The sequence below is a fragment of the Kribbella sp. NBC_01484 genome (genome assembly GCF_036227145.1).
Lineage (GTDB): Bacteria > Actinomycetota > Actinomycetes > Propionibacteriales > Kribbellaceae > Kribbella.
Window position 1 is genome coordinate 3352107 of the sequence record NZ_CP109437.1, and the last position, 20829, is coordinate 3372935.

At 67.5% G+C, this 20829-nt stretch carries 22 protein-coding genes and 1 riboswitch; of the genes, 12 read left to right on the forward strand and 10 right to left on the reverse strand.

Annotation, left to right across the window (positions count from 1 at the left end; all coding sequences use genetic code 11):
• Nucleotides 1-11 precede the first annotated feature (11 nt).
• Nucleotides 12-899 (reverse strand): ABC transporter ATP-binding protein, encoded by an 888-nt coding sequence (locus OG555_RS16490; protein WP_329483772.1) that lies wholly within the window; start codon nucleotides 897-899, stop codon nucleotides 12-14.
• Nucleotides 900-1042: 143 nt separating this feature from the next.
• Between OG555_RS16490 and OG555_RS16495 the strand changes: the two genes are divergently transcribed.
• A complete protein-coding gene (locus tag OG555_RS16495) occupies nucleotides 1043-2233 on the forward strand; it encodes a sensor histidine kinase (RefSeq protein ID WP_329483773.1) in 1191 nt (396 codons plus the stop codon).
• Entirely contained in the window at nucleotides 2230-2886 is a 657-nt protein-coding gene (locus OG555_RS16500) for a response regulator transcription factor (RefSeq protein WP_329483774.1), read from the forward strand. The genes OG555_RS16495 and OG555_RS16500 overlap by 4 nt, the downstream gene beginning before the upstream one ends.
• 145 nt (nucleotides 2887-3031) lie before the next feature.
• Here the strand turns inward: OG555_RS16500 and OG555_RS16505 are convergent, their stop codons facing one another.
• On the reverse strand, nucleotides 3032-3889 hold the full coding sequence (locus OG555_RS16505; protein ID WP_329483775.1) for a C40 family peptidase: 858 nt from the start codon (nucleotides 3887-3889) through the stop codon (nucleotides 3032-3034).
• A riboswitch (cyclic di-AMP (ydaO/yuaA leader) is annotated at nucleotides 3889-4061 on the reverse strand. Its footprint overlaps the gene before it by 1 nt.
• A 291-nt stretch (nucleotides 4062-4352) precedes the next feature.
• Nucleotides 4353-5315, reverse strand: coding sequence for a pyridoxal-phosphate dependent enzyme (locus OG555_RS16510; RefSeq protein WP_329483776.1), 963 nt, complete (start codon nucleotides 5313-5315; stop codon nucleotides 4353-4355).
• Between the two features lie 104 nt (nucleotides 5316-5419).
• Here OG555_RS16510 and OG555_RS16515 point away from each other — a divergent pair, with 104 nt between their 5' ends.
• Nucleotides 5420-5782: a YciI family protein gene (locus OG555_RS16515; protein WP_329483777.1), complete on the forward strand. Its 363-nt coding sequence runs from the start codon at nucleotides 5420-5422 to the stop codon at nucleotides 5780-5782.
• 61 nt (nucleotides 5783-5843) lie between these two features.
• Here OG555_RS16515 and OG555_RS16520 read toward each other — a convergent pair whose 3' ends face one another.
• Genes OG555_RS16520 through OG555_RS16530 form a run of 3 tightly spaced genes read right to left on the reverse strand, consistent with a single transcriptional unit; the run spans nucleotide 5844 to nucleotide 7347 of the window.
• On the reverse strand, nucleotides 5844-6029 hold the full coding sequence (locus OG555_RS16520) for a YegP family protein (RefSeq protein ID WP_328525471.1): 186 nt from the start codon (nucleotides 6027-6029) through the stop codon (nucleotides 5844-5846).
• 51 nt (nucleotides 6030-6080) lie between these two features.
• On the reverse strand, nucleotides 6081-6674 hold the full coding sequence (locus OG555_RS16525) for a GNAT family N-acetyltransferase (RefSeq protein WP_329483778.1): 594 nt from the start codon (nucleotides 6672-6674) through the stop codon (nucleotides 6081-6083).
• A gap of 4 nt (nucleotides 6675-6678) precedes the next feature.
• Nucleotides 6679-7347: a TetR/AcrR family transcriptional regulator gene (locus OG555_RS16530; RefSeq protein WP_329483779.1), complete on the reverse strand. Its 669-nt coding sequence runs from the start codon at nucleotides 7345-7347 to the stop codon at nucleotides 6679-6681.
• A 91-nt stretch (nucleotides 7348-7438) separates the two neighbouring features.
• On the opposite strand from OG555_RS16530, the gene OG555_RS16535 reads away from it, so the two are divergent.
• The 4 genes from OG555_RS16535 (at nucleotide 7439) to OG555_RS16550 (ending at nucleotide 11135) form a co-directional block, all read left to right on the forward strand.
• Nucleotides 7439-8863, forward strand: coding sequence for an MFS transporter (locus tag OG555_RS16535; protein WP_329483780.1), 1425 nt, complete (start codon nucleotides 7439-7441; stop codon nucleotides 8861-8863).
• 87 nt (nucleotides 8864-8950) lie between these two features.
• Nucleotides 8951-9607, forward strand: coding sequence for a tyrosine-protein phosphatase (locus tag OG555_RS16540; protein WP_329483781.1), 657 nt, complete (start codon nucleotides 8951-8953; stop codon nucleotides 9605-9607).
• 94 nt (nucleotides 9608-9701) lie between these two features.
• Nucleotides 9702-10778, forward strand: coding sequence for a serine hydrolase domain-containing protein (locus OG555_RS16545; protein ID WP_329483782.1), 1077 nt, complete (start codon nucleotides 9702-9704; stop codon nucleotides 10776-10778).
• Nucleotides 10779-10796: 18 nt separating this feature from the next.
• Complete coding sequence (locus tag OG555_RS16550) at nucleotides 10797-11135, forward strand: hypothetical protein (RefSeq protein WP_329483783.1); 339 nt, start codon at nucleotides 10797-10799, stop codon at nucleotides 11133-11135.
• Between the two features lies 1 nt (nucleotide 11136).
• On the opposite strand, the gene OG555_RS16555 is transcribed toward OG555_RS16550, so the two are convergent.
• On the reverse strand, nucleotides 11137-11958 hold the full coding sequence (locus OG555_RS16555; RefSeq protein ID WP_329483784.1) for an AraC family transcriptional regulator: 822 nt from the start codon (nucleotides 11956-11958) through the stop codon (nucleotides 11137-11139).
• 66 nt (nucleotides 11959-12024) lie between these two features.
• On the opposite strand from OG555_RS16555, the gene OG555_RS16560 reads away from it, so the two are divergent.
• From OG555_RS16560 to OG555_RS16570, 3 genes are all read left to right on the forward strand, one after another.
• Nucleotides 12025-12453, forward strand: coding sequence for a VOC family protein (locus OG555_RS16560; RefSeq protein ID WP_329483785.1), 429 nt, complete (start codon nucleotides 12025-12027; stop codon nucleotides 12451-12453).
• Nucleotides 12454-12518: 65 nt separating this feature from the next.
• Nucleotides 12519-12983 (forward strand): pyridoxamine 5'-phosphate oxidase family protein, encoded by a 465-nt coding sequence (locus OG555_RS16565; protein WP_329483786.1) that lies wholly within the window; start codon nucleotides 12519-12521, stop codon nucleotides 12981-12983.
• A gap of 257 nt (nucleotides 12984-13240) precedes the next feature.
• Nucleotides 13241-14650, forward strand: coding sequence for an alpha/beta fold hydrolase (locus OG555_RS16570; RefSeq protein ID WP_329483787.1), 1410 nt, complete (start codon nucleotides 13241-13243; stop codon nucleotides 14648-14650).
• Between the two features lie 65 nt (nucleotides 14651-14715).
• Here the strand turns inward: OG555_RS16570 and OG555_RS16575 are convergent, their stop codons facing one another.
• The 3 genes from OG555_RS16575 to OG555_RS16585 form a co-directional block, all read right to left on the reverse strand.
• Nucleotides 14716-15627: an alpha/beta hydrolase gene (locus OG555_RS16575; RefSeq protein ID WP_329483788.1), complete on the reverse strand. Its 912-nt coding sequence runs from the start codon at nucleotides 15625-15627 to the stop codon at nucleotides 14716-14718.
• A 196-nt stretch (nucleotides 15628-15823) separates the two neighbouring features.
• Nucleotides 15824-16429, reverse strand: coding sequence for a DinB family protein (locus tag OG555_RS16580; protein ID WP_329483789.1), 606 nt, complete (start codon nucleotides 16427-16429; stop codon nucleotides 15824-15826).
• A gap of 113 nt (nucleotides 16430-16542) precedes the next feature.
• A complete protein-coding gene (locus OG555_RS16585) occupies nucleotides 16543-18690 on the reverse strand; it encodes an MMPL family transporter (protein WP_329483790.1) in 2148 nt (715 codons plus the stop codon).
• A 155-nt stretch (nucleotides 18691-18845) separates the two neighbouring features.
• Here OG555_RS16585 and OG555_RS16590 point away from each other — a divergent pair, with 155 nt between their 5' ends.
• On the forward strand, nucleotides 18846-19994 hold the full coding sequence (locus OG555_RS16590) for a sensor histidine kinase (RefSeq protein WP_329483791.1): 1149 nt from the start codon (nucleotides 18846-18848) through the stop codon (nucleotides 19992-19994).
• A complete protein-coding gene (locus OG555_RS16595; protein ID WP_329483792.1) occupies nucleotides 19991-20647 on the forward strand; it encodes a response regulator transcription factor in 657 nt (218 codons plus the stop codon). Before OG555_RS16590 ends, OG555_RS16595 begins: the two co-directional genes overlap by 4 nt.
• Nucleotides 20648-20829: the final 182 nt, after the last annotated feature.

The window sequence follows — 20829 nt, forward strand, 5'->3', positions numbered from 1 at the left end:
AGTAGGTGTGATCAGGCCGCTGCGGCGACCGGGGCGGTCAGCTGGAAGAACAGGTCCTCCAGGCCGGCACCGTCGCTCTGGCGGAGTTCGAGAAGGATCTGACCGGCGGCCGCGGCGGCCCGCCCGACCTGCTCGGCGGTGGCGTCGACCCGCAGCGCGCCGTCGTGCAGCGGCTCGAGCTCCAGGCCGGCGGCGGTCAGGGCCTGGTTCAGGCCGATCGGATCGAGACCGCGGACGAGCGTGCCGGTCCCGGCCAGCAACTCCTGCAGCGAGCCGTTGGCGACGATCCGGCCGCCGCCGATGACGACCAGCCGGTCGACCGTCGCCTGCACCTCGCCCAGCAGGTGGCTGGACAGGATCACTGTGCCGCCGCGGGCGGCGAAGTCCTGCAGCAAACCGCGCATCCACCGGATGCCTTCCGGGTCCATGCCGTTGGCCGGCTCGTCGAGAATCAGTACGGCAGGATCGCCCAGCAGCGCCGAAGCGATACCGAGCCGCTGCCGCATGCCGAGCGAGTACTGCCCGACGCGGCGCTTCGCGGCGTCGCTGAGTCCGACCGCCTCGAGCATCTCGTCGGTGCGGCCCTTCGGGACGCCGAGCAGGCTCGCGTTCAGCAGCAGCGTCTCCCGGCCGGTGCGGCCGGGGTGCTGCGCGGCGGCGTCGAGCATGACCCCGACGACCCGGCCCGGATTCGGCAGGTCGGCGTACCGCTTGCCGGTGATGGTCGCGGTGCCGGACGACGGCGGGGTGAGCCCGGTCAGCATCCGCAGCGTGGTGGACTTGCCGGCGCCGTTCGGGCCGAGGAAGCCGGTGATGCTGCCGGGCTGGACCGTGAACGAAACGTCCTGGACAGCTGTGGTGCTGCCGTAGCGCTTGGTCAGATTCTCGACGGTGATCATGGCAACGAGTCAACCGTCGCCGACCCCTGTCGCGCATCGGACGACCGGCTGCACCGACCCCCTACGAAAGTCGTCCGGGAACGCCCTGGATCACACCCGGAAGGGGGACGTGATCGCGTCCACCGGACAACTACGCTGACAGAATGCGACGGTTGCGCCGGTGGTACGCCTGGTGGGTCAGGCATGCCGCGCGCCTGCGCGACTTCCTGTTCGTCGGCTTCAGCCTGCTCACCATCGTCGCGCAGGCCGCCACCGGTGGTGGGGGCTGGACGATCAAGGACTGGTACGTCCTGGGTGTCGGTGTAGTGGCGTCGGTCGCGTTGCTCTGGCGCCGGCGGTTCCCGGCGACCGTCACCGTGATCACCGTCCTCGCGATGCTGACCGCGGGCATCTTCGTCCCGATGGGCCTCGCCCTGCTGACCCTGGCGATCCGCCGGCGCGACCTGGTCCTGGTGCTCCTGAGCCTGGCCGCGTACGCCGCCTCTGTCCTCAACACCTGGCGCACCGACGGCCAGTTCTGGGTGCCGGTGTTCACCGGGCTGTTCCTGATCGGGACCTGGGTCGCGATCGGCGCGTACATCGGCGCCCGCCGCGACCTGATGGTGTCGTTGCGGGACCGGGCCGAGCGGGCCGAGGCGGAGCGCGAGCTGCGCAGCGAGCAGGCCCGGTTGGGGGAGCGTGCCCGGATCGCCCAGGAGATGCACGACGTACTCGCGCACAAGGTCTCGCTGATCGCACTGCACGCCGGCGGCCTCGAGGTGAACCCGGCTGTCGGCCCGGACAAGGTGGAAGGGTCGGCCCGGCTGATCCGGGAGACCGCGCGGCAGGCGATGGAGGATCTTCGCGAGGTTCTCGGCGTACTGCGCTCCGACGTCAGCGTGGACGGCGCGGACCTGGCGCCGGTGCCGCAGGCGGCGGATCTCGAACGGCTGGTCGCGGCGTCGCGGGACGCGGGGGTCAGCGTGACGAGCAAGTTCGCGCTGCCGGACGACGTACCGACATCGCTCGGGCGGACGATCTATCGCGTGGTCCAGGAGTCGCTGACCAACGTCCACAAGCATGCGCGGGGAGCGTCGACCGAGGTGCAAGTGCACGGCGCTCCTGGTGAAGGCGTCACGGTCAGGGTGACGAACGTGCGGCCGGTGGCTGCTGGTTCACTGCTCCCGGGCGCCGGGGCCGGACTGGTCGGCCTGCGGGAGCGAGTGCAACTGGTGGGCGGTCGGCTGACGACCGGGCCGACGGCGGAAGGTGGTTGGCGGGTGGAAGCCTGGCTGCCCTGGGAAGACTACCGACGGAGTGCTGAGCCTGTGTTCGTGGATGAAGGGGAACGATGACGCGGCTGCTGATCGTGGACGACGAGGCGCTGGTGCGGGCCGGGCTGAAGATGATCCTCGAGTCCGACGACGACCTCGAGGTGGTCGCCGAGGCCGACGACGGAGCCGACGCGGCGGCCATGGTGAAGGAGCACCGTCCCGATGTCGTTCTGATGGACATCCGGATGCCGCGGCTGGACGGCTTGGCCGCTACCCGCGCGGTGCAGGCGCTGCCGGATCCGCCGAAGATCGTCGTCCTGACGACGTTCGACCTGGACGACTATGTGTTCCGGGCGCTGCAGGCAGGCGCGAGTGGCTTCCTGCTGAAGGACACACCGCCGCGGGAGCTGGTGCAGGCGATCAAGATCGTGGCGGCCGGGAACGCGATGCTCTCGCCGGCCGTGACCCGGCGGCTGATCGGGCACTTCGCCGCGGACCCGCGCGCGGATCGGCGGCGGCTGGCCCAGGAGCGGATCAGCAAGCTCACCGAACGGGAGCGGGAGGTGCTGATCGAGGTCGGCCGCGGACTGCAGAACTCCGATATCGGCAAGACGCTGTTCATGAGCGAGGCGACGGTGAAGGCGCATGTCTCGCGGACGCTGGTGAAACTCTCGGCCACCAACCGGGTCCAGGTCGCGATCCTCGCCTACGAGGCCGGTCTTCTGGACGGTTAGACACGACCGATGAGAAACCGGCCCGGGCCGTCGGAGGGGTGGGGGACGACGGCCCGTGCCGGTTTCAGTAGTCAGCGCGCCTTGGGGGGAGGGAACGCTGACGAACCGGCAGCGCCCGGGGGGGAAGGACGCTGACCGGCGGGACTCAGACGCGGCCGAAGGCCACGCTGCTGGTCCAGATCTTCGCCTTGGCGACCGGACGACCCGGACGCGAGGAGTGCCACAGCATGTTGCCACCGGCGTAGATGCCGACGTGGTAGACGCCGCCGCCACCGCTCTTGAAGAACACCAGATCACCTGGCTTGGCGGCCTTCCGGCTGATGTGCTTGGTCGCGCTGTACTGCGCACGCGACGTACGCGGCAGCTTCTTGCCGGCCTTCTTGTACACGTAGCCGGTGTAGCCGGAGCAGTCGAAGCCGCGCGGGGTGGTGCCGCCGTAGCGGTACGGCGTGCCCTTGAGCTTCGCCGCCTCCCGGAGCACGCGGGCCCGGAACGTCCCGGTCGAGGTGCTCGAGCCGCTGCGGTGGGGACCGTAGAGCAGGTGGTGCTTGGCGGTGTAGGTGAGGCGGCCCCAGGTCGCCTTGTCCGTGTAGCCGGTGGCGCGCAGACCCCAGGATGCCTGGTACTTCTTCAGAATCCGCACCGTGCTGGTGCCGAAGTAGCCGTCCGGACCCAGGTGCAGAGCCCGCTGGACGTACTTCACGGTCGGGCCCCTGTCGCCGTACCGGAGCAGCGGCTTGCTGGGGATGCTCCAGTACCCACGCGGAACGGTGGTGGTGGCGGTCGTGCTCGCCGAGGCGGTTGCCGGGGACGCGGTGAGGCTGATCGCAGCGCCACCGCCTACTGCGAGGCCGACGGACAGAACGGCGGCGGTTGCCCGCGGAGTCGCCGACTTGGTGGGCTTGCGGTGTTTCGCGCGAGTCCGGCCGGATCGCCGGAGGCTGTCCTCGCTGGTCTGACTGACGGCGCGCCAAAGCGACGTCCGTCGGGCAGTGACGGGCATGGTTGTCTCCCGACGCCTGTGAAGTTAGCTGTCGGGTTCGGGCTGGGATTCATAGCCCGGTCCGCTCCCGCGGACTTCACCCCAGGGTTTCGACCACTCACGGTCGAGACCCAACTTCCTGGGTCCCCCACCCCTGCCATAAATTTTCGAGGGGAGCAGGCGGGCCTTGGCAGGGCTCGGCGTTGACCCGTCTGCGGTTCGTCGTCTTTACCGAACCGCCGCCGACTGTATAACAGAACGATCACGACGCAAACCCTCAGATCCACAGAGACCCTCTGGAAAGGCCCTGGAGGGCTGTCTGACGGGTCAGGGAGTCAGAGTGAACACCAGGTGTCCTGAGCGCGTCTGAGCGTGGCTCAGACGACAAATGGCGGGTTCGATGTGACCTCGGTCACATTTCATCGTGGCTTTCTGTGACAACGGGCACAGTGCGTGTCCAGGGCACTCTAAAGTCCTTGCGATTTCAGCGATTTCCGAGCAGTTCGACGAACCGGTCCAGGCCGACGTTGCCGCCCGACAGCACCACTCCGACGCGTTCGGGCAGCCCTCGGATCCGGCCGGCCAGCAGGGCCGCCAGCGCACTCGCTCCGCTCGGCTCGAGGACGATCTTCAGCCGCTCGAACGCGAACGCCATCGCGACCAGGATCTCCTCGTCGCTGACCAGCTCGAAGCTGTCCACCAGCCGCCGGTTCACCGCGAACGTCAGCTCGCCGGGCGTCGAGATCGCCTGCCCGTCGGCGATCGTCCGCGGTACGTCGATCTCCACCCGCTCGCCCGCGGCCAGCGACCGGGCGTGGTCGTCCCCGGCGGCCGGCTCGACGCCGATCATCCGGATCCCCGGCGACATCATCGTCGCCGCGGTCGCGCAGCCGGCCATCAGCCCGCCGCCGCCGACCGGGACCAGCAGTGCCCCGAGGTGGCCGACGTCCTCGATCAGCTCGAGCGCGACCGTCCCCTGCCCGGCCATCACGTCGACATGGTCGTACGGCGGAATCAGCGTGAGCCCACGCTCGGTCGCCAGTTCCTTGGCCAGCGCGGCCCGGTCCTGTGTATAGCGGTCGTACTCGACGATCTCCGCGCCGTACCCGCGGGTGGAGGCGAGCTTCGTCGGCGGCGCGTCCGCGGGCATCAGGATGACCGCCTTCGTGCCGGCGATCCGGGCCGCCAGGGCGACAGCCTGCGCGTGATTGCCGGACGAGTACGCCGCGACGCCGTACCGGAGCTGCTCCGGGGTGAGCCGGCTGATCGCGTTGAAGGCGCCGCGGAACTTGAAGGCGCCGATCCGCTGCAGGTTCTCCGCCTTCAGGAACACCTGCGCCCCGACCCGCTCGTCCAGGGTCCGCGAGGTGAGTACCGGCGTGCGGTGGGCGACCCCGGCGATGCGGTCCGCGGCGGCCCGGACATCTGTGAGACTCAGCTCGGCCATGGGGTGACGCTATCTGCTTGCGAGCGATGTCAAGATGGCGCGGTCCGCTCCGTACTGATGCACGAGAGGCGCCCACACCGGGGGCCACGGGCGAAGGAGACACTGTGAAGTACCTACTGGTGATGAACATCAACCCCGACGTGCTGGCCGCGCTGACCGAAGAGGAGCAGCAGGCCATCGGCGCCGGGCACCAGAAGTTCATGGAGACGACGAAGGCAACAGGCGAGTTCCACAGCACGGTCGCGCTGGCGGAGCCGGCCAAGTCCGTGGTCGTGAAGGTCCGCGACGGCATGCCGGCGGTGACCGACGGGCCGTTCGTGGAGGCGAAGGAGTTCCTGGGTGGCTACTACCTGATCGAGGCGGCCACCCCGGAGCGCATGCACGAACTGGCGGCGATGATCCCGGACGCCGGCATCGAGGGCCTCGGCGTCGAGGTCCGGCCGGTCGTGTTCTCCGACGGTCTCTGACTGTCCACGACAAAGGGGGTTCTCCACAGTCTGTGGAGAACCCCCTTGTTTTCCTGAGGTTTCAGGAAGTCTGGTCGTCGACGTTCGCGTCGGCGGCGTTCTTCTTGATCGACTCGATGCCGTTCAGAGCCGAGGCCTTGGTCTTGTAGCTTTCGCTGCTGGTCGCGATCACCTCGCCGTTCCCGGCCTTCAGCCGGAAGCGGTACTCACCAGACTTGTCCTCGTACAGCTCGAACTTCCCCGCCATCGGTAAACCTCCGCGTGTAGTGGTATGGCTCCGCTTCGGAGCGTAGTCCCGTCAGCCCGGCGGGACCTCGCGCACCACGCCGGGCGCGTCGGACCAGCCCGGCCAGGGCCCGGGTGGCGGCCCGTCGGCGTCGGGGCGCTCCTCTTCCACCGTCTGGTACGGCGTCAGGCCGCGCGCCTTGTAGTTCGCCACCGCGGCGGGTCCGTCGAGGGTGTTCGTGTGCACCCAGACCCGTGTGATCGGGTCCACGCCGGCGTGCCGCTCGTGCAGGGTCCACGCGTTCCGCAGGCCGACCGTGAGCAGATGGCCGCCGACCCCGCGGCCGATGAAGCCACGCAACAGCCCGAAGTTCTCGATCTCGGTCTCCTGGCCCACTCCGCGCAGAGCGACGTACCCGGCCGGAACGCCGCCTACCCACGGCACGTAGGTCTCGAAGCCGGGCCGGCTCAGCCAGTCGACCCACTGGTCCCAGTTCCAGCCGTGCTTGCCGATCCAATGCCAGTGACCGCCGACAGCGGTGTAGAGGTAGCGGGCGAACTCCGGTGAGACCTCCTCGACCCGCCTGACCTCTATCGGCTGCTCTCGCGCCGGCACTAGCTCGTCAGGACTGTTCTGCTGCAGATAGGTGATGACGCTGAGAGCCAAGCTGCTACTCCTTGTTCAGTACGCCGCAGACGCCGGCGACCACCAGATCGATCCCCAAGGTGTAGTAGCGGTCGGTCGACGACGGACAGATCAGTGTGTCCGCGGCGGCAGTGATCAGCGGGTACTTGCGCGGGGACAGCGCGCCGAGCGCCGCACGCTTCATCCGCAACGAATCCTCGCGCTTGACCGGGTCACTGACTTCCCGGGTGATCGGATCCGTCGTCACCAGGGTGATCAGTGAGCACAGCGACTGGCGGCCGACCTCGGCCGCGTCATCGATCGAGAACCCGCCTTCGGTGAGCAGCTCCATCGTCCGCTCGGCCATGGCCAGCCCTGGCTCGGACGCCAGGATCCGGACGAGGGTGAGGTCTGCCAGCCGTGGATGCCCGCGCAAGGCGGTCACGAACGCCGTCAGCACCTTGTGCAACTGTTTGTCCCACCGCTCGTCGGTCGGCTCCGGCAGTACGACGTCCGCCAGCAGGCGATCGCCGAGAGCGGCCAGCAAGTCGTCCTTGTCCTTGAAGTGCCGGTACAGCGCCATCGGCGTGACCTCGTGCTGGCCGGCTAGCCGGCGGAACGTGACAGCGGCCGGTCCCTCGTCGTCGGCGATGGCCAACGCGCTGTCGACGACCTTCTCCGGATCCAGGCGGCGGCCGCTCTCTTTGGTGATCACGTTGACAAGTTTACACCGTAGACCTAGTGTCTACTACGTAAGCTTACGACGTATACATACGGCGTAGACTCTCTTTCTGAGTGAGGTAGTCATGCGACGCAGTCCTTGGGCCACCCTGGCGGTGCTGGCTCTTGCGCAGTTCATCGTGGTGCTCGACGTGACGATCGTGAATGTCGCGCTGCCCCACATCCAGGCGGACCTGCACTTCTCCGCCGACTCCCTGCAGTGGGTGATCAACGCCTACACCCTGCTCTTCGGCGGCTTCCTGCTGCTGGGCGGGCGGATGTCCGACCTGCTCGGGCCGCGCCGGGTGTTCGTGGCCGGCCTGCTGCTGTTCGGTGTCACCTCGCTCCTGGCGGGGTTGTCCAACTCACCTGAGTTCCTGATCGGTGCGCGCGCCGTACAGGGTCTTGGTGGTGCATTGCTGTCACCGGCTGCACTGGCGATCTTGACGATGACGTTCGCGCATGGCCGCGAGCGGAACATCGCCATGGGCGTCTGGGGTGGTCTCGCCGGCCTCGGTGGGACGCTCGGTGTGGTGGCGGGCGGCGTACTGGTCGATTCACTCAGTTGGCAGTGGGTGTTCTTCGTCAACGTGCCGATCGTGCTCGCACTGGTCGCTTTGATCCCGGTGTTCGTTCCCGACGTACGGCACTCGTCTGGGCGTCGTACCTTCGACTCTCTGGGCGCAGTGCTCGGGACTGCGGGCCTCATGGCTGTTGTGTACGGCGTGGTGCGGTCGGAGCCCGCGGGATGGGGATCTGCTGAGGTTGTCGGCGTACTGACCGCTGGAGTGGTCCTGCTTGCGGCGTTTGTTGTGGTGGAGCGGCGGTCTGCTGCGCCACTGGTGCCGATGCGGCTGTTCCGGTCGCGTGCATTGAGTGTTTCGGGCGCATCGCTCGCTTTGAACGGCGCTGCGTTCCTCTCGATGTTCTTCTTGACCGCTATCTACTTGCAGCAGGTCCGTGGAGACAGTGCACTCGAGGCTGGTGTGCACTTCCTGCCGATGGGTGGTGCGGCCATCGTCGGCGCGATCCTGGCTTCCCAGCTCGTGCAGCGGGTCGGCACTCGCACGGTGCAGCTCGCCGGCGCCGTCCTGAGCGTCACCGGCCTGTTCTGGCTCTCGCAGGCCGACGCCGCCGGCAGCTACCCCTCTCAGCTACTTCCCGGCCTGATCATCTTCGGCTTCGGCATCATCGGCGTCGGCGTGCCCGGCCAGATCACCGCTGTGTCCGAAGTCCGCCCCGCTGAGGCCGGTGCGGCATCCGGTGTGGTCAACGCGATGTACCAGGTGGGCGGTGCGCTGGGCCTCGCGATCGTGACCACGCTCTCCATCAGCCACACCACCCACGAACTGACCCACGGCGCCACCCAGCTGCAAGCCCTCCAGTCCGGCTTCCAGCGCGGCCTGCTGGCAGCCGCCGCCTTCGCCTTGGCCAACGTCCTCCTGACCATGGCCACTCCCCAACTCCAGCCAACCTCTGAACAACTAACCGAAGCCACAGCTGCCGCCTGACAACCCCTTGAACGAGCCCCGGCCCACCGGCCGGGGCTCGTTCAGTTGCTCAAGGCAACCTCCCCGATGCCATCTACTGTGGTGTCCATGACTTCGTTGACCTGGCCCCGCTGCCGAAATGCTCGAGATCTCGGCGGACTCCCCATCAGCGATGGCGGTCAGGTGCGGGCAGGTGCTCTGATCCGCAGCGACAACCTTGATCAGCTGGACTCCCACGGCCTCGCCGCCGTCCAGGCCGCGGGGGTCAGCCGCATCGTCGATCTCCGCAGTGCCTGGGAGTGCGAGAAGTACCCGTCCCCGTTCGCCAACGACGAGCGCTGGCTCAACGTGCCGCTCACCGATCCCGCCGACCCTGATGTAGGTGAGCAGGACATGTTCGAGCAATACCGCATGCTGATCGACGACTATCCGCACCGTTTCGCAGCCGCCGTCACCGCCATCGGCGACGCACCTCCCGGCTGTGTGGTGGTCGCTTGCCACGCAGGCAAAGACCGGACAGGTCTCGTCATCGCGCTGACCCTCGACCTACTCGGCGTACCTCTCCCGGCAATCGCCACCGACTACGCCACAGCCCCCGAGACCACCACGACCAATCCACTCCCCGAACTGGCCCCACCCCACCCCGACACCATCCTCCACGTCCTGGCTCACCTGAGCATGAGGTACGGCGGCACCGCCCGCTACCTCTTGCAGTCCGGTGCGACCTCCAGCCAACTCACCGCCCTGACTGACCGGCTCCACTAGTTGATCCTTGGGGGAATGCCTCGGGTGGTTCCCGGATGTCTGGGGCGGTCTGGTCCGTGAGGGTTGAGGGACGGACTGGTGATGGGAGCTGGGGATGAAGCTGCTTGCTGTAGTTACTGCGGCTGTTGTGGGGTTGTCGCCGGGCGTGGCGATGGCGGGGGATCGTGGAGGGCTGCAGAAGGGCCTTGATGACGTGGTGGCCGCGAGTGCTGTCGGGGCACTGGCGGAGGTCCGGGACGGGCAGCGGGTGTGGCGAGGGAGCAGCGGGGTCGCCGAGGTGGAGACCACCAAGGCTGTGCCCGTTGGTGCGCGTGTGCGGGTCGGGAGTATTACGAAGACGTTTGTGGCGACCGTCGTACTGCAGTTGGTCGACGAGGGATGGTTGCGGCTGGACGACTCAGTGGAGCACTGGCTGCCGGGCGTCGTACCGAACGGCTCACGTATCACCGTGCGGCAGTTGCTCAACCACACCAGTGGTTTGTTCGACTACAAGGACACTCTGCCGATGCCGCCGTCGCAGGAGTTCCTGGACACCCGGTGGCGGACGTGGACCGCGTCCGAGCTGATCCAGCGTGCGGTCGCCGAGCCGCCGACGTTCGAGCCGCCGGGGTCGTCCTACGCCTACTCGAACACCAACTACCTGCTGATCGGCGAGATCATCAAGAAGGCCACCGGCCACACGTACGGCGACCAGATCGAACGCCGCCTGATCCGCCCACTGGGCCTGCACGGTACGTCGGTACCGGGCACGTCACCGCGGATCCGCGGCCCGCATCCGCACGGCTACATCCGAACCGAGCAAGGCCTGCTCGACTACACGGAGCTGAACCCGTCGTTGTTCGGCGCCAGCGGCGAGATGATCTCCACGACAGCCGACCTGAACACCTTCTTCGCCGCCCTCCTCGGCGGACAGCTCCTCCCACTCCGCTTCCTCAACGAGATGAAGACCCCCGGCACCAAGGACGGCACCTACGGCCTCGGCCTCTCCTGGCACGACACCTCCTGCGGCGCTCGCGTCTACGGCAACGACGGCGACGCGCTCGCGTATCAGGCCTACTCCTTCTCCACTGCCGACACCCACCGCCAGATCACCGTTGCCGTCACCCCCAACTTCACCAACAACCCCGACGTCCCCGTCAATGCCTTGATAGACAAGGCAATCTGCTCCTGAAGGGTTCACACTGCTCGTATGACGCGCTTCTCCGATGAGCAGATGCAGGCGGCAATGACCCAGACCCGCGAGTACACCGTGGTGGTGCTCGAAGCAGGGCCGCAGTACGGGACTGAGGCGGCAAAGCCGGTGATCTGGGAACACGGCCGCCGGAACTTCGAACTCCGGGCCGACGGCATCCTCAACATCGTCTGCCCGATCACCGACGACTCTCCACTCTGCGGCGTCGGCATCTTCACCGGCACGGCAGACGACGTACGCCGAATCATGGACGACGACCCCGGTGTCCGAGCCGGCGTCTTCACCTACCGCATCCACCCGACCCGGAGCTTTCCCGGCGACGCCCTCCAAGGCTGACTCAAGCGTTGAATCGCTGCTGGTACTGGGCCGGCGTCAGCCCGAGGCTTCGTTGGAAGTGGCGGTGGAGGTGGCTCTGGTCGGCGAAGCCGGTGGCTGTGGCGGCTTCGCCGATGGTGGCGCCTGTCTCGAGCATGCGGCGGGCGGCTCGGATGCGGTGAGCTAGTTGCAGCGCGTGGGGAGGTAGCCCGGTGCGCTGGCGGAAGAGCCGGATGAGGCGGAACTTCCCGATGCCCGCGACAGCGGCGAGCTCATCGAGTCCGACGTTGCGCTGCGGCTGGTCGGCGAGATAGTCGAAGGCGAGGCGAAGCGCAGTGTCCTCACGAGCCGTGGTCGCCGACCGCGGCGAGCGGACGGCTGATGTGCGGTCGATCAGGAGCCGCAACCACTCGGCGAGGAGCTCATCTTGTTCGAGTCGGGTGCACGCCGACTCCAGGGTTGTGTGAAGCCGTACGAAGCCTGCCGCGAGTTCGGTGTCGGAGAGCACCGGATCGGGAAACAGTACGTCGGCCAACGGGTCGGACTCGGAGTCGTCCGCGAGCGCCGCGAGATCCGCGACTTCGATGACCAGCAGGCGAGCCCGCCACGGGCGCTCGTCGACGGCGCTGCCCGTGTGGGCGTGGGAGGGGTCCCAGGCAACCAGCTGGCCCGGGCGGACCAGGCGGTGCTCGCGACCGCGCCACGACCGCATCGGCTGTTCGCCCACGATTCCGAAGACGTACTCGCCGCGCGGCTCCACGGCGTACCGAGTGGTTCGGCCCGCCATCAGCAGGACCCGGTGCTCGTCCGGTGCACGCCACATCCGAACCTGCTCAGTCGCCACGTCACCATGCTAGGCAGGTGCAAGAACGTTCAAGACGGGCGCTTCGCGACGACGTACGGTGCGGGCATGTCGATCACCGCACACATTGTCGTTCAGGGCGCCGAGCGCGCCGCGGCCTTCTACCGGGAAGCGTTCGGCGCCGAGGAGATCGAGCGCATCCCGACACCGGACGGCCGGCTCATGTCGGTTCAGCTGCGCATCGGCGACAGCCTCCTCCATGTGGCCGACGAGTTTCCGGAAATGGGCGTTCTCGCTCCGCCCACGATCGGTGGGACCGCCGTCGTACTGGCGCTCGGTGTCGCCGACGCGGAGGCGGTGTTCGCGCAGGCGGTTGCCGCCGGCGCCGAGGTTCGCCAGCCGCTGCAGGACACCTTCTGGGGCGATCTGCACGGTCAGTTCGACGACCCGTTCGGCCACCGCTGGAACGTTGACCAGCACCTGCGCGACGTCCCTCACGACGAGGTGGTCGCCGCCGCAGCCCAGGCCTTCTCCTGACCGCGGGCGGCTGTCGGCGTTCTGTGATTGTGGAGGGAGCTTCAGGCTTCGTGGGGGAGGCTGCCATGACCACAGCACAGGGTGACCTTGCACTTCTGCAGGACCCGATCGCGCAGGAACTACTGGTATCGCGTCAGCCGGCGCGGCTCGCGTACACCTGGACGGACGGAACGCCGCGCGTCGTACCGATCTGGTTCACCTGGACCGGTGAGGAGCTCGTGTGCGCCTGTCCGCCAGGGGCGCCGAAGCTCAAGGCGCTGGCCGCAGCGAGTGACGTTGCCGTCACCATCGATGACTCGTCGTCATGGCCGGACAAGGTGTTGCTGCTGCGCGGCACCGCAACGGTCGAGATGTACGACGACGTCGTACCGGAGTACGCGCAGTCCGCCAACCGCTACTTCGGACCCGAGCAAGGCGCTGCGTGGGTATCGCAACTGCGAGGGCAACGAATGGCGCGCGTCGGCGTCAGACCGACGTGGGTGGCGGTGCTCGACTTCGAAACCCGCTTCCCCAGCGCACTGACGGTCTAGCAACTAATTGCCATCCAGGCCCTTGTTTCTGCCTGGGGTGCGGGTTCAGGATGCCGGAGGGAGGGCACATGAGAATCCGCCAATTGATTGTTGCTGCCACAGTCTCGTCCGCGTTGGTCGCCGGGGTGATGTCGGTCCCCGTCGCGACTGCGGTGCCGTCGAGCCCGTCTTCGACCAGTTACACGCCGCCGCCCGTGCAATGGGGTGCATGCACCAGTCCACGCCTGGCGAACGCTGGTGCTCAATGCGGTTACGTCGTGGTACCGCTCGATTACGAGCATCCCAACGGAACGAAGATCCAGCTCGCGGTGTCCCGGATCATGCACAAGACGCCCGACGCGCAGGCGCAGGGCCCGATGCTGGTGAACCCGGGTGGCCCGGGCGGCTCCGGCCTGACCTTGGCGATCCTCGGCGAGTTCGTCCCGCATGGTGCCGGTGACGCCTACGACTGGGTGGGATTCGACCCGCGTGGTGTCGGCTCGAGCAAGCCGGCGCTGAGCTGCATCCCGGACTACGCCGGCTACAACCGTCCGTTCTACGTGCCGGTCACGCCGAGGATCGAGCAGACCTGGCTCAAGCTGTCCAGGTCGTACGCCAAGGCTTGCGACGCCAACCAGCACGCGCTGCTCGGCCACCTCAAGACCACCGACTCGGTGCGCGACATGGAGAGCATCCGCAAGGCCCTCGGCGCACCGCAGATCAACTACTACGGATTCTCCTACGGCACGTACCTCGGCCAGGTGTACGGAACCCTGTACCCGAACCGGCTGCGCCGGGTCGTCTTCGACGGCGTCGTCAACGCGACGCGGGTCTGGTACGACGCGAACCTCGACCAGGACATCGCGTTCAACAAGAGCGTGAAGGTCTTCTTCCAGTACGTCGCGGCGCACGACTCGACCTGGCACCTCGGCAAGACCGAGGCCGCGGTCGAGCGCCTGTACTACCGCGAGATGGTCAAGCTCATCGGCCACCCGGCCGACGGCAAGATCGGTCCGTCCGAGTGGACCGACGTCTTCACTCAGGCGGCGTACTACGTGTACGGCTGGGTGGATGTGGCCGACGCGTTCGCCGCGTGGGTGCACAACGGCGACGCCTCAGGGCTCGTCGCGCTGTACGGCGGCCCGCCATTCGACGACAACGGGTACGCCATCTACCTCGGCGTCTCGTGCACCGATGCCCCGTGGCCGAGCAAGTGGAGCACGTGGCAGCGTGACAACTGGCGCACGTTCGCCAAGGCGCCGTTCCTGACCTGGGCCAACGCCTGGTTCAACGCGCCGTGCTTCTACTGGCCGGCGAAGGCAGGCCGCCCGGTCAAGGTCGACGGCCGAGGGGTCCAGAGCCTCTTGATGATCAACGAAACGCTGGACGCGGCAACGCCGTACTCGGGCGCACTCCAAACCCGCAAGACGTTCCCGCACTCCGTCCTGATCGAGGGCGTCGGCGGAACCACTCACGCCGGCTCACTATCCGGCGTGACTTGCACCGACGACCGCATCGCGGCGTACCTCCAAACCGGAGCCCTGCCACCCCGCAAGCCCGGCAACCGCTCCGACGTCCAATGCGACCCGGTCCCCGCCCCCGAGCCCCCGGCCGCAGCCGCCGCCAAGTCCGCCTCAACCGGCGCCACTAGATCGCTGAGAAACACCCTGTCCCCGACCATCCCCTGACCACCAACACCAGACTGCACCGGCCGAACAACCTTCGGCCGGTGCAGTTCTGCGTTCTGCTTCCGCTAGGCGGTGACGTGTTCTGCGGCGGCGAGATGGGCTGATAGGAGTTGGCCGGCTCTGTCCAGCGCGGCTGCGGCTTCGTCGAGGATCGGGTAGTAGGCCTGGAAAACGTGCGGTACGCCGGGGCTGATATCCAGGGTGACCTCGACGTCGGCGGTGGCGGCTTGTTGCGCTAGGCGTACGGCGTCGTCGAGGAGTACCTCATGACTTCCGGCCTGGATGACCAGGGGCGGCAGGCCGGACAGATCGGCGAAGATCGGGCTGATGAGACCAAGGGCGGTGTCTTGTCCCGACGCATAGTCGGTCACTCGGGCCTGGAGGTTCTCTCGGCTCATCAGGGGATCGACCTCACGCTTGGTCTCCATGGTCGACCCGGCCAGCGTGAGGTCGGCGTACGGCGACATGACGAGAGCCGCGGCCGGCAACGGCAGCCCGTGATCTCGGGCGTTGATCAGCGTGGCGACGGCGAGCCCACCACCGGCGGACTCTCCTACGAAGACGATGTGAAAGGGGGCAGTGCCGTTCTGCAGGAGGGCCTCGTAGGCGGCGAGTGCGTCGTCGACCGCCGCCGGATACGGATGCTCGGGGGCGAGTCGATAGTCGACGGAGATGACTTTGGCGCGCGTACGCCGGCCGACCTGCGAGGCCAGGTCAGCGGAGAGGAAGGCGTCCCCCAGTGCGTAGACGCCGCCGTGGAAGTAGAGAACAACGTGGCGAGGTTCGACTCCGTCGATAGTGATCTCGGCGGTCGGGACACCGCCCAGCGTGGCTGCGGTCACGGTCACGTCGGCCGGCAGCGGCTGCGCCGAGAGCAACTCCCGGAGCAGTCGGCGTTGCTCGTTGAGGTCGATATCGGTGGGGAAGGCTGACTGTCGCAGCATTACTTCGAGGTTCTGTCGCTGCTCGGTGCTCACGGAGAAACTCCCTTCGGGTGGGTCGGTTCGGGAGCGGTCCCCTGCGGGCTCGCCAACGTCAATCCACCGCTGCAATCTCCTGCCGGAGAGGCGGGCCACAACCAGGCTCGCCGTACGGCAGGTGAGCAGGCATCACCTGATCCCAGTGATTCGCCTGACCGGTCAGAACCCGTTGCCCGGGGCAGGGGCTGCCGGCCTATTCCCCGGTGGTGCCGTCGATGGCTTCGCGGAGGAGGTCCGCGTGACCCACATGGCGCGCGTACTCCTCGATCACGTGCTCGAGGATGAACCGCACATCCGTGTCCCCGAACTCCGGGTTCGGCACAATGCGTACGACGTCCTCGGTCACCTTCGCGAACACCTCCCGCGACTCGTCACACGCCGCCAGGTAGTCCGCGTAGACATCCTTGGCCGGTGTGGGGTCCGCCTCGTCGAACCAATCGCCACCATCACCCGTGACATAGGTCCGATAAGGAAAGAACCGAGGCGTTGTATCCGCAAGCCGCCGCTGAAACCAGTACCGCTCGACTCCCTGCGCATGACGCATGAGCCCCAACAAGGTCAACTCCGACGACACCAAAGGCCGCTCCCGAAGCCGAGTCTCCGACAGCCCTTCGCACTTCCACAAGAAGGTCGCCCGGTGATACTCGAGATTCGAGCCGATCACCTCCAGCCACGACCCCGACAACCTACGCTCAGGCCTAACGATCCCCGCGATCACAACACCACTCACTTCCGCAGCCCTCCATAGTCCTGATCGATCTCGTTCGAGTCGGCACGCGCCCGCCGACCATCGGGCCACCTACCTCTCCGATGCCTCAACCGCTCGCAAATCGACAAGGCCGGGAGAATCTCTACAGGGCACAAGATCACCAGCGGTAGCCCGCAAGGAACGTCGGGTGGGTGGGAGCGTCGTCACCCTGGACGACCTCTTCGCTGGACAACGGTCCGGCGAGGGACATGAGGTATGACGTCGACGCCGGTCGCCAACCGGCGGTTGAACCAGTGAGGCATCCACCAGTTCGCGTTGCCCAGCAGCTTCATCAAGGCCGGCACGAGAACCAGTCGCACGATGGTCGCATCGATGAAGACGGCGGTGGCCAGGCCCAGGCCGAACATCTTGGCCGTTGGGTCGTCGGCAAGGGAGAAGCTGACGAAGACCGCGATCATGATGAGCGCTGCCGAGGTGATCACGCGGCCGGTGGTGGTGATGCCGTGGACGACCGAGGGGGTGTTGTCACCGGTCCGGACGTACTCCTCACGGATCCGGGTGAGCAGGAAGACCTCGTAGTCCATCGAGAGCCCGAACACCACGGCGAACATGAACATCGGGATGAACGGGAGGATCGGAATGGTCGACTCCAGCCCGATCAGGTTCGCGGCCCAACCCCACTGGAAGATCATCACCATGACGCCGAAGGACGCGCCGATGCTGAGCAGGTTCATCGCAGCAGCCTTCAGTGGTACGACGACCGAGCGGAAGACCACCGTGAGAAGCACGACGGACAACAGGATCACCGCGCCGATGAACCACGGCAGCCGATCGTTGACCTTTGCACCCACATCCGCCTGGGTCGCCGTCTGACCACCGACATGGGCCTTCGCCGGACTGTCACGCAGTACCGAGGGGAAGACCTCCGCGCGAAGCCGCTCGACCGTCGTCATCGTGGCATCGTCCTGCGGTCCGGTCGTCGGTACGGCGATCAACGTCGCGACGCCCGCCGCGGTATTCACCTGCGGAGGTGCGACCGACGCGATGCCCCGATCGGCCCGGACGGCGTTGAACAGGGGTTGTACGACGCTCGCATCTCGCGAGACGTCGACGGCGATCACCAGCGGACCGTTGCTACCGGCACCGAATCCTGCGGCAACCAGGTCGTACGCCCGGCGCTCGGTGCGCTGCACCGGAAGGGTGCCCTCATCGGGCGTACCGACACGGAGTGCGAGCACGGGTGCGGCCAGCGCCAGCAGCAGGACGGTGGCGCCGACGGCGTAGGCGGCGGCGTGCCTGGACACATGCCCCGCCCACCGCTGCCAACCCGAACCAGGGGACGCCTGCATCCGCCGTACTCGAAGGCGATTGATCCAGTGCCCGGCCAGACCCAGGAACGCGGGTAGCAAGGTGAGCGAAGCGAGCACCATGGTCAGCACGATCAGTGAGATGGCAATCCCGCCGGCGGTCATGAACGGTACGCCGGCCACCACCAGACCGAGGATCGCGATCACCACTGTGCCACCAGCGAAGAGCACAGCCTGCCCGGCCGTGGCGACAGCACGCCCGACCGACTCCTCGACCTCCATCCCGCGGGCGAGGTACTCGCGGTGCCGGGTGACGATGAGCAGCGCGTAGTCGATGCCCACGCCGAGTCCGATCATGCTGCCGAGTACGGGCGCCCAACTGGGCAGCTCGATGAGATATGTGACCAACGACAGCGAACTGATCGCCAGCACGAGGCCGAACACGGCCATCCCGATCGGCAGCCCCATCGCGATGATCGATCCGAACGCGAGCAGCAGGATGACCATCGCCGTGATCAACCCGAACGCCTCGCTGAGGCCGGCCGGGCCCTCCTCGAACGCGGAGAACAGATCCCCGCCCAGCTCGATCCGCAGCGGAGATGCCACCGCTGTCAGGGTCTTGAGCTGTTTGAGGTCGCTTGGCTCCAGCTTGTCGAGCACTGGATACTGAAGCCGGATGAGCCCGACCCGGCCGTCCGGCGAGATGACGGGATCACCGACCCGCAGCACGTGCGGCAACGAAGCCGCGGTCGACTGGACCCGCGTCATGGCTGCGCGCAGCTCGGGTGAGTTGAGCGTGGCTTCCTCGTCGAGCGGAGTCACGACTACCTGCGCGGTCAGCCCGGCCTGATCCGCTCCCGCGGCCGACAGCAGATCGGTCGCGGATTGAGAGTCGACGCCAGGTGCTCCGAACGATTCCTCGAGTTTCTTGCCGAAGGCGCCAGATGCCGCGATCACGAGCGCCGCCACGACCAGCCACGCCCCGATCACCACCCAGGGCCGACGTGCGGCGTACCGGCCCAGTCTGTACAGATTCGACCTCATCACAGATCCCTTCAGCGAGAGTTGGACTCATCGTGTGGGCGTGGGGCCGGCCACCACCTCAGGCGATGAGCCGGACTTCCCTCGGCCGATCAGCCGGGTCGCGTCCCGTACTTTGAGCCGATCCGCTCGGCGCCCGGAGTCCCTACGCTGTGGGCATGGTGAGAAACGCCGTCCGCTCGCTGCTGGCCGAGCCGCGAGCGCCCGACCCACCCAGGCGGGTGTGGCGCGACTGGGTGCTCGTCGGCGGTCTGCTGACGGCGGTCGTTCTCGAAGGCATACTCCGTGAGGACGTGGTCTGGAGGCCCGTCGCGGTGGCGCTCGCTGTGGCTACCGTGTGCGCTCTCCTGTGGCGTCGTACCCACCCGCTGGCCGTGGTGGCCGCCGTGTTCGGCGCCCTCATCGTGGTCAACATCGCGGCCCTGATCAGTGGGGACGCGACCTTCGGTCTGTACTCGATGATCTGCGTGGTGTTACTGCCGTACTCACTCGTTCGCTGGGGATCCGGCCGCGAGATCCTCATCGGGCTCGCGTTCATCCTCGTGGCGCTGGTGCTGGGAATCATCAGTGACTTCACCGGGTACGGCGAAGCCGCCGCCGGCAGCATGTTCCTGCTGTTCCCGGCGACAGTCGGGGCCGCGGTCCGCTATTGGTGGTCCGCCCGGCTCCGCGAGCTGGACCAGGTGCGACTCCGGGAGCGCGAGCAGTTGGCCCGGGAGTTGCACGACACGGTCGCTCACCACGTCTCGGCCATCGTCATCCGGGCCCAGGCCGGCCGAGCCGTCGCGGCCACCCGCCCGGAAGCCGCGGTCGACGCGCTCGCCATCATCGAGGCGGAGGGCACGCGTACTCTCGCCGAGATGCGGACGATGGTCGGCGTACTGCGCGATGACGGAACGGCGGCGTTGGCTCCACAACCGGGAGTGGCCGACCTCAAGCGGCTCGCCCGCAGCGTCGGGGACCGGCCGCGGGTCGAGGTCGAAGTGTCGGGGGACCTCGACGACCTCGGACCAGCGGTCGGCGCCGCGATCTATCGCATCGCGCAGGAGTCGATCACGAACGCCGTACGGCACGCTCGGCAGGCAACTCGCATTGACGTCCGGCTGACGTCGTACGACGACTCCGTCCGCCTGACGGTCCGCGACGACGGAGCAGCCACCTCGGCGCCCCGGAACTCGCTCGGCTACGGCTTGGTCGGGATGACCGAGCGGGCCACGCTCCTCGGCGGCACGTTCGCCGCGGGACCCGATGCGGACCGCGGCTGGTCCGTCGACGTGGTGCTGCCGCGAACGGCGGTCGGCCGATGACCATCCGCGTACTCGTCGCCGACGACCAGGATCTCGTCCGGACGGGACTCGCGATGATCCTCGATGCGCAACCCGGCATCGAGGTGGTCGGTCAGGCGGCCGACGGCCTGGAAGCGGTCCAGTTCGCCCGCCGGCTGCGGCCCGATGTCTGCCTGCTCGACATCAGGATGCCCGGCCTGGACGGGATTGCGGCGACCCGCGAACTCGCCGGCCCCGGCGTCGACGACCCACTGGCGATCGTCGTGATCACCACCTTCGATCTCGACGAGTATGTGTACGGCGCCCTGAAGGCCGGCGCGCGTGGATTCCTGCTCAAGGATGCCGGCCCCGACCTTCTGGTCCAGGCGATCCACGCCGCCGCCAACGGTGACGCACTGATCGCACCTAAGATCACCGCGCGGCTGCTGGCCGCGTTCTCCGAACCACCGAGTGGCCGCACACCGGTCCAACCGGTCGATCCGCTCACCGCCCGCGAGGAACAGGTCCTGATCGCCGCGGCCACCGGCCGGACCAACGCCGAGATCGCGACCGAGCTGCACATCAGCCTCAGCACCGTGAAGACTCACCTGACCAGCGTGATGGGCAAGGTGGGCGCCCGGAATCGGGTCGAGATCGCCATGTGGGCCTACGAGACCGGCCGCATCAAGCTCTAGCTCACCTCGTCGGTGAGGCGGGTGCGGACTTGGGACCGCTCGTCGAGGCCGTCTCATCCTGCACCACCAGGCCCTCGCGCGGTACGCATGCGGCATCGGTTCAGTTCACCTTGGCGGCTGTGAGGTTTGCCGCAGGTTTCGGTTGGGCGCCGGCCGGCAAATCGCCGTACTACCTGGCGTGG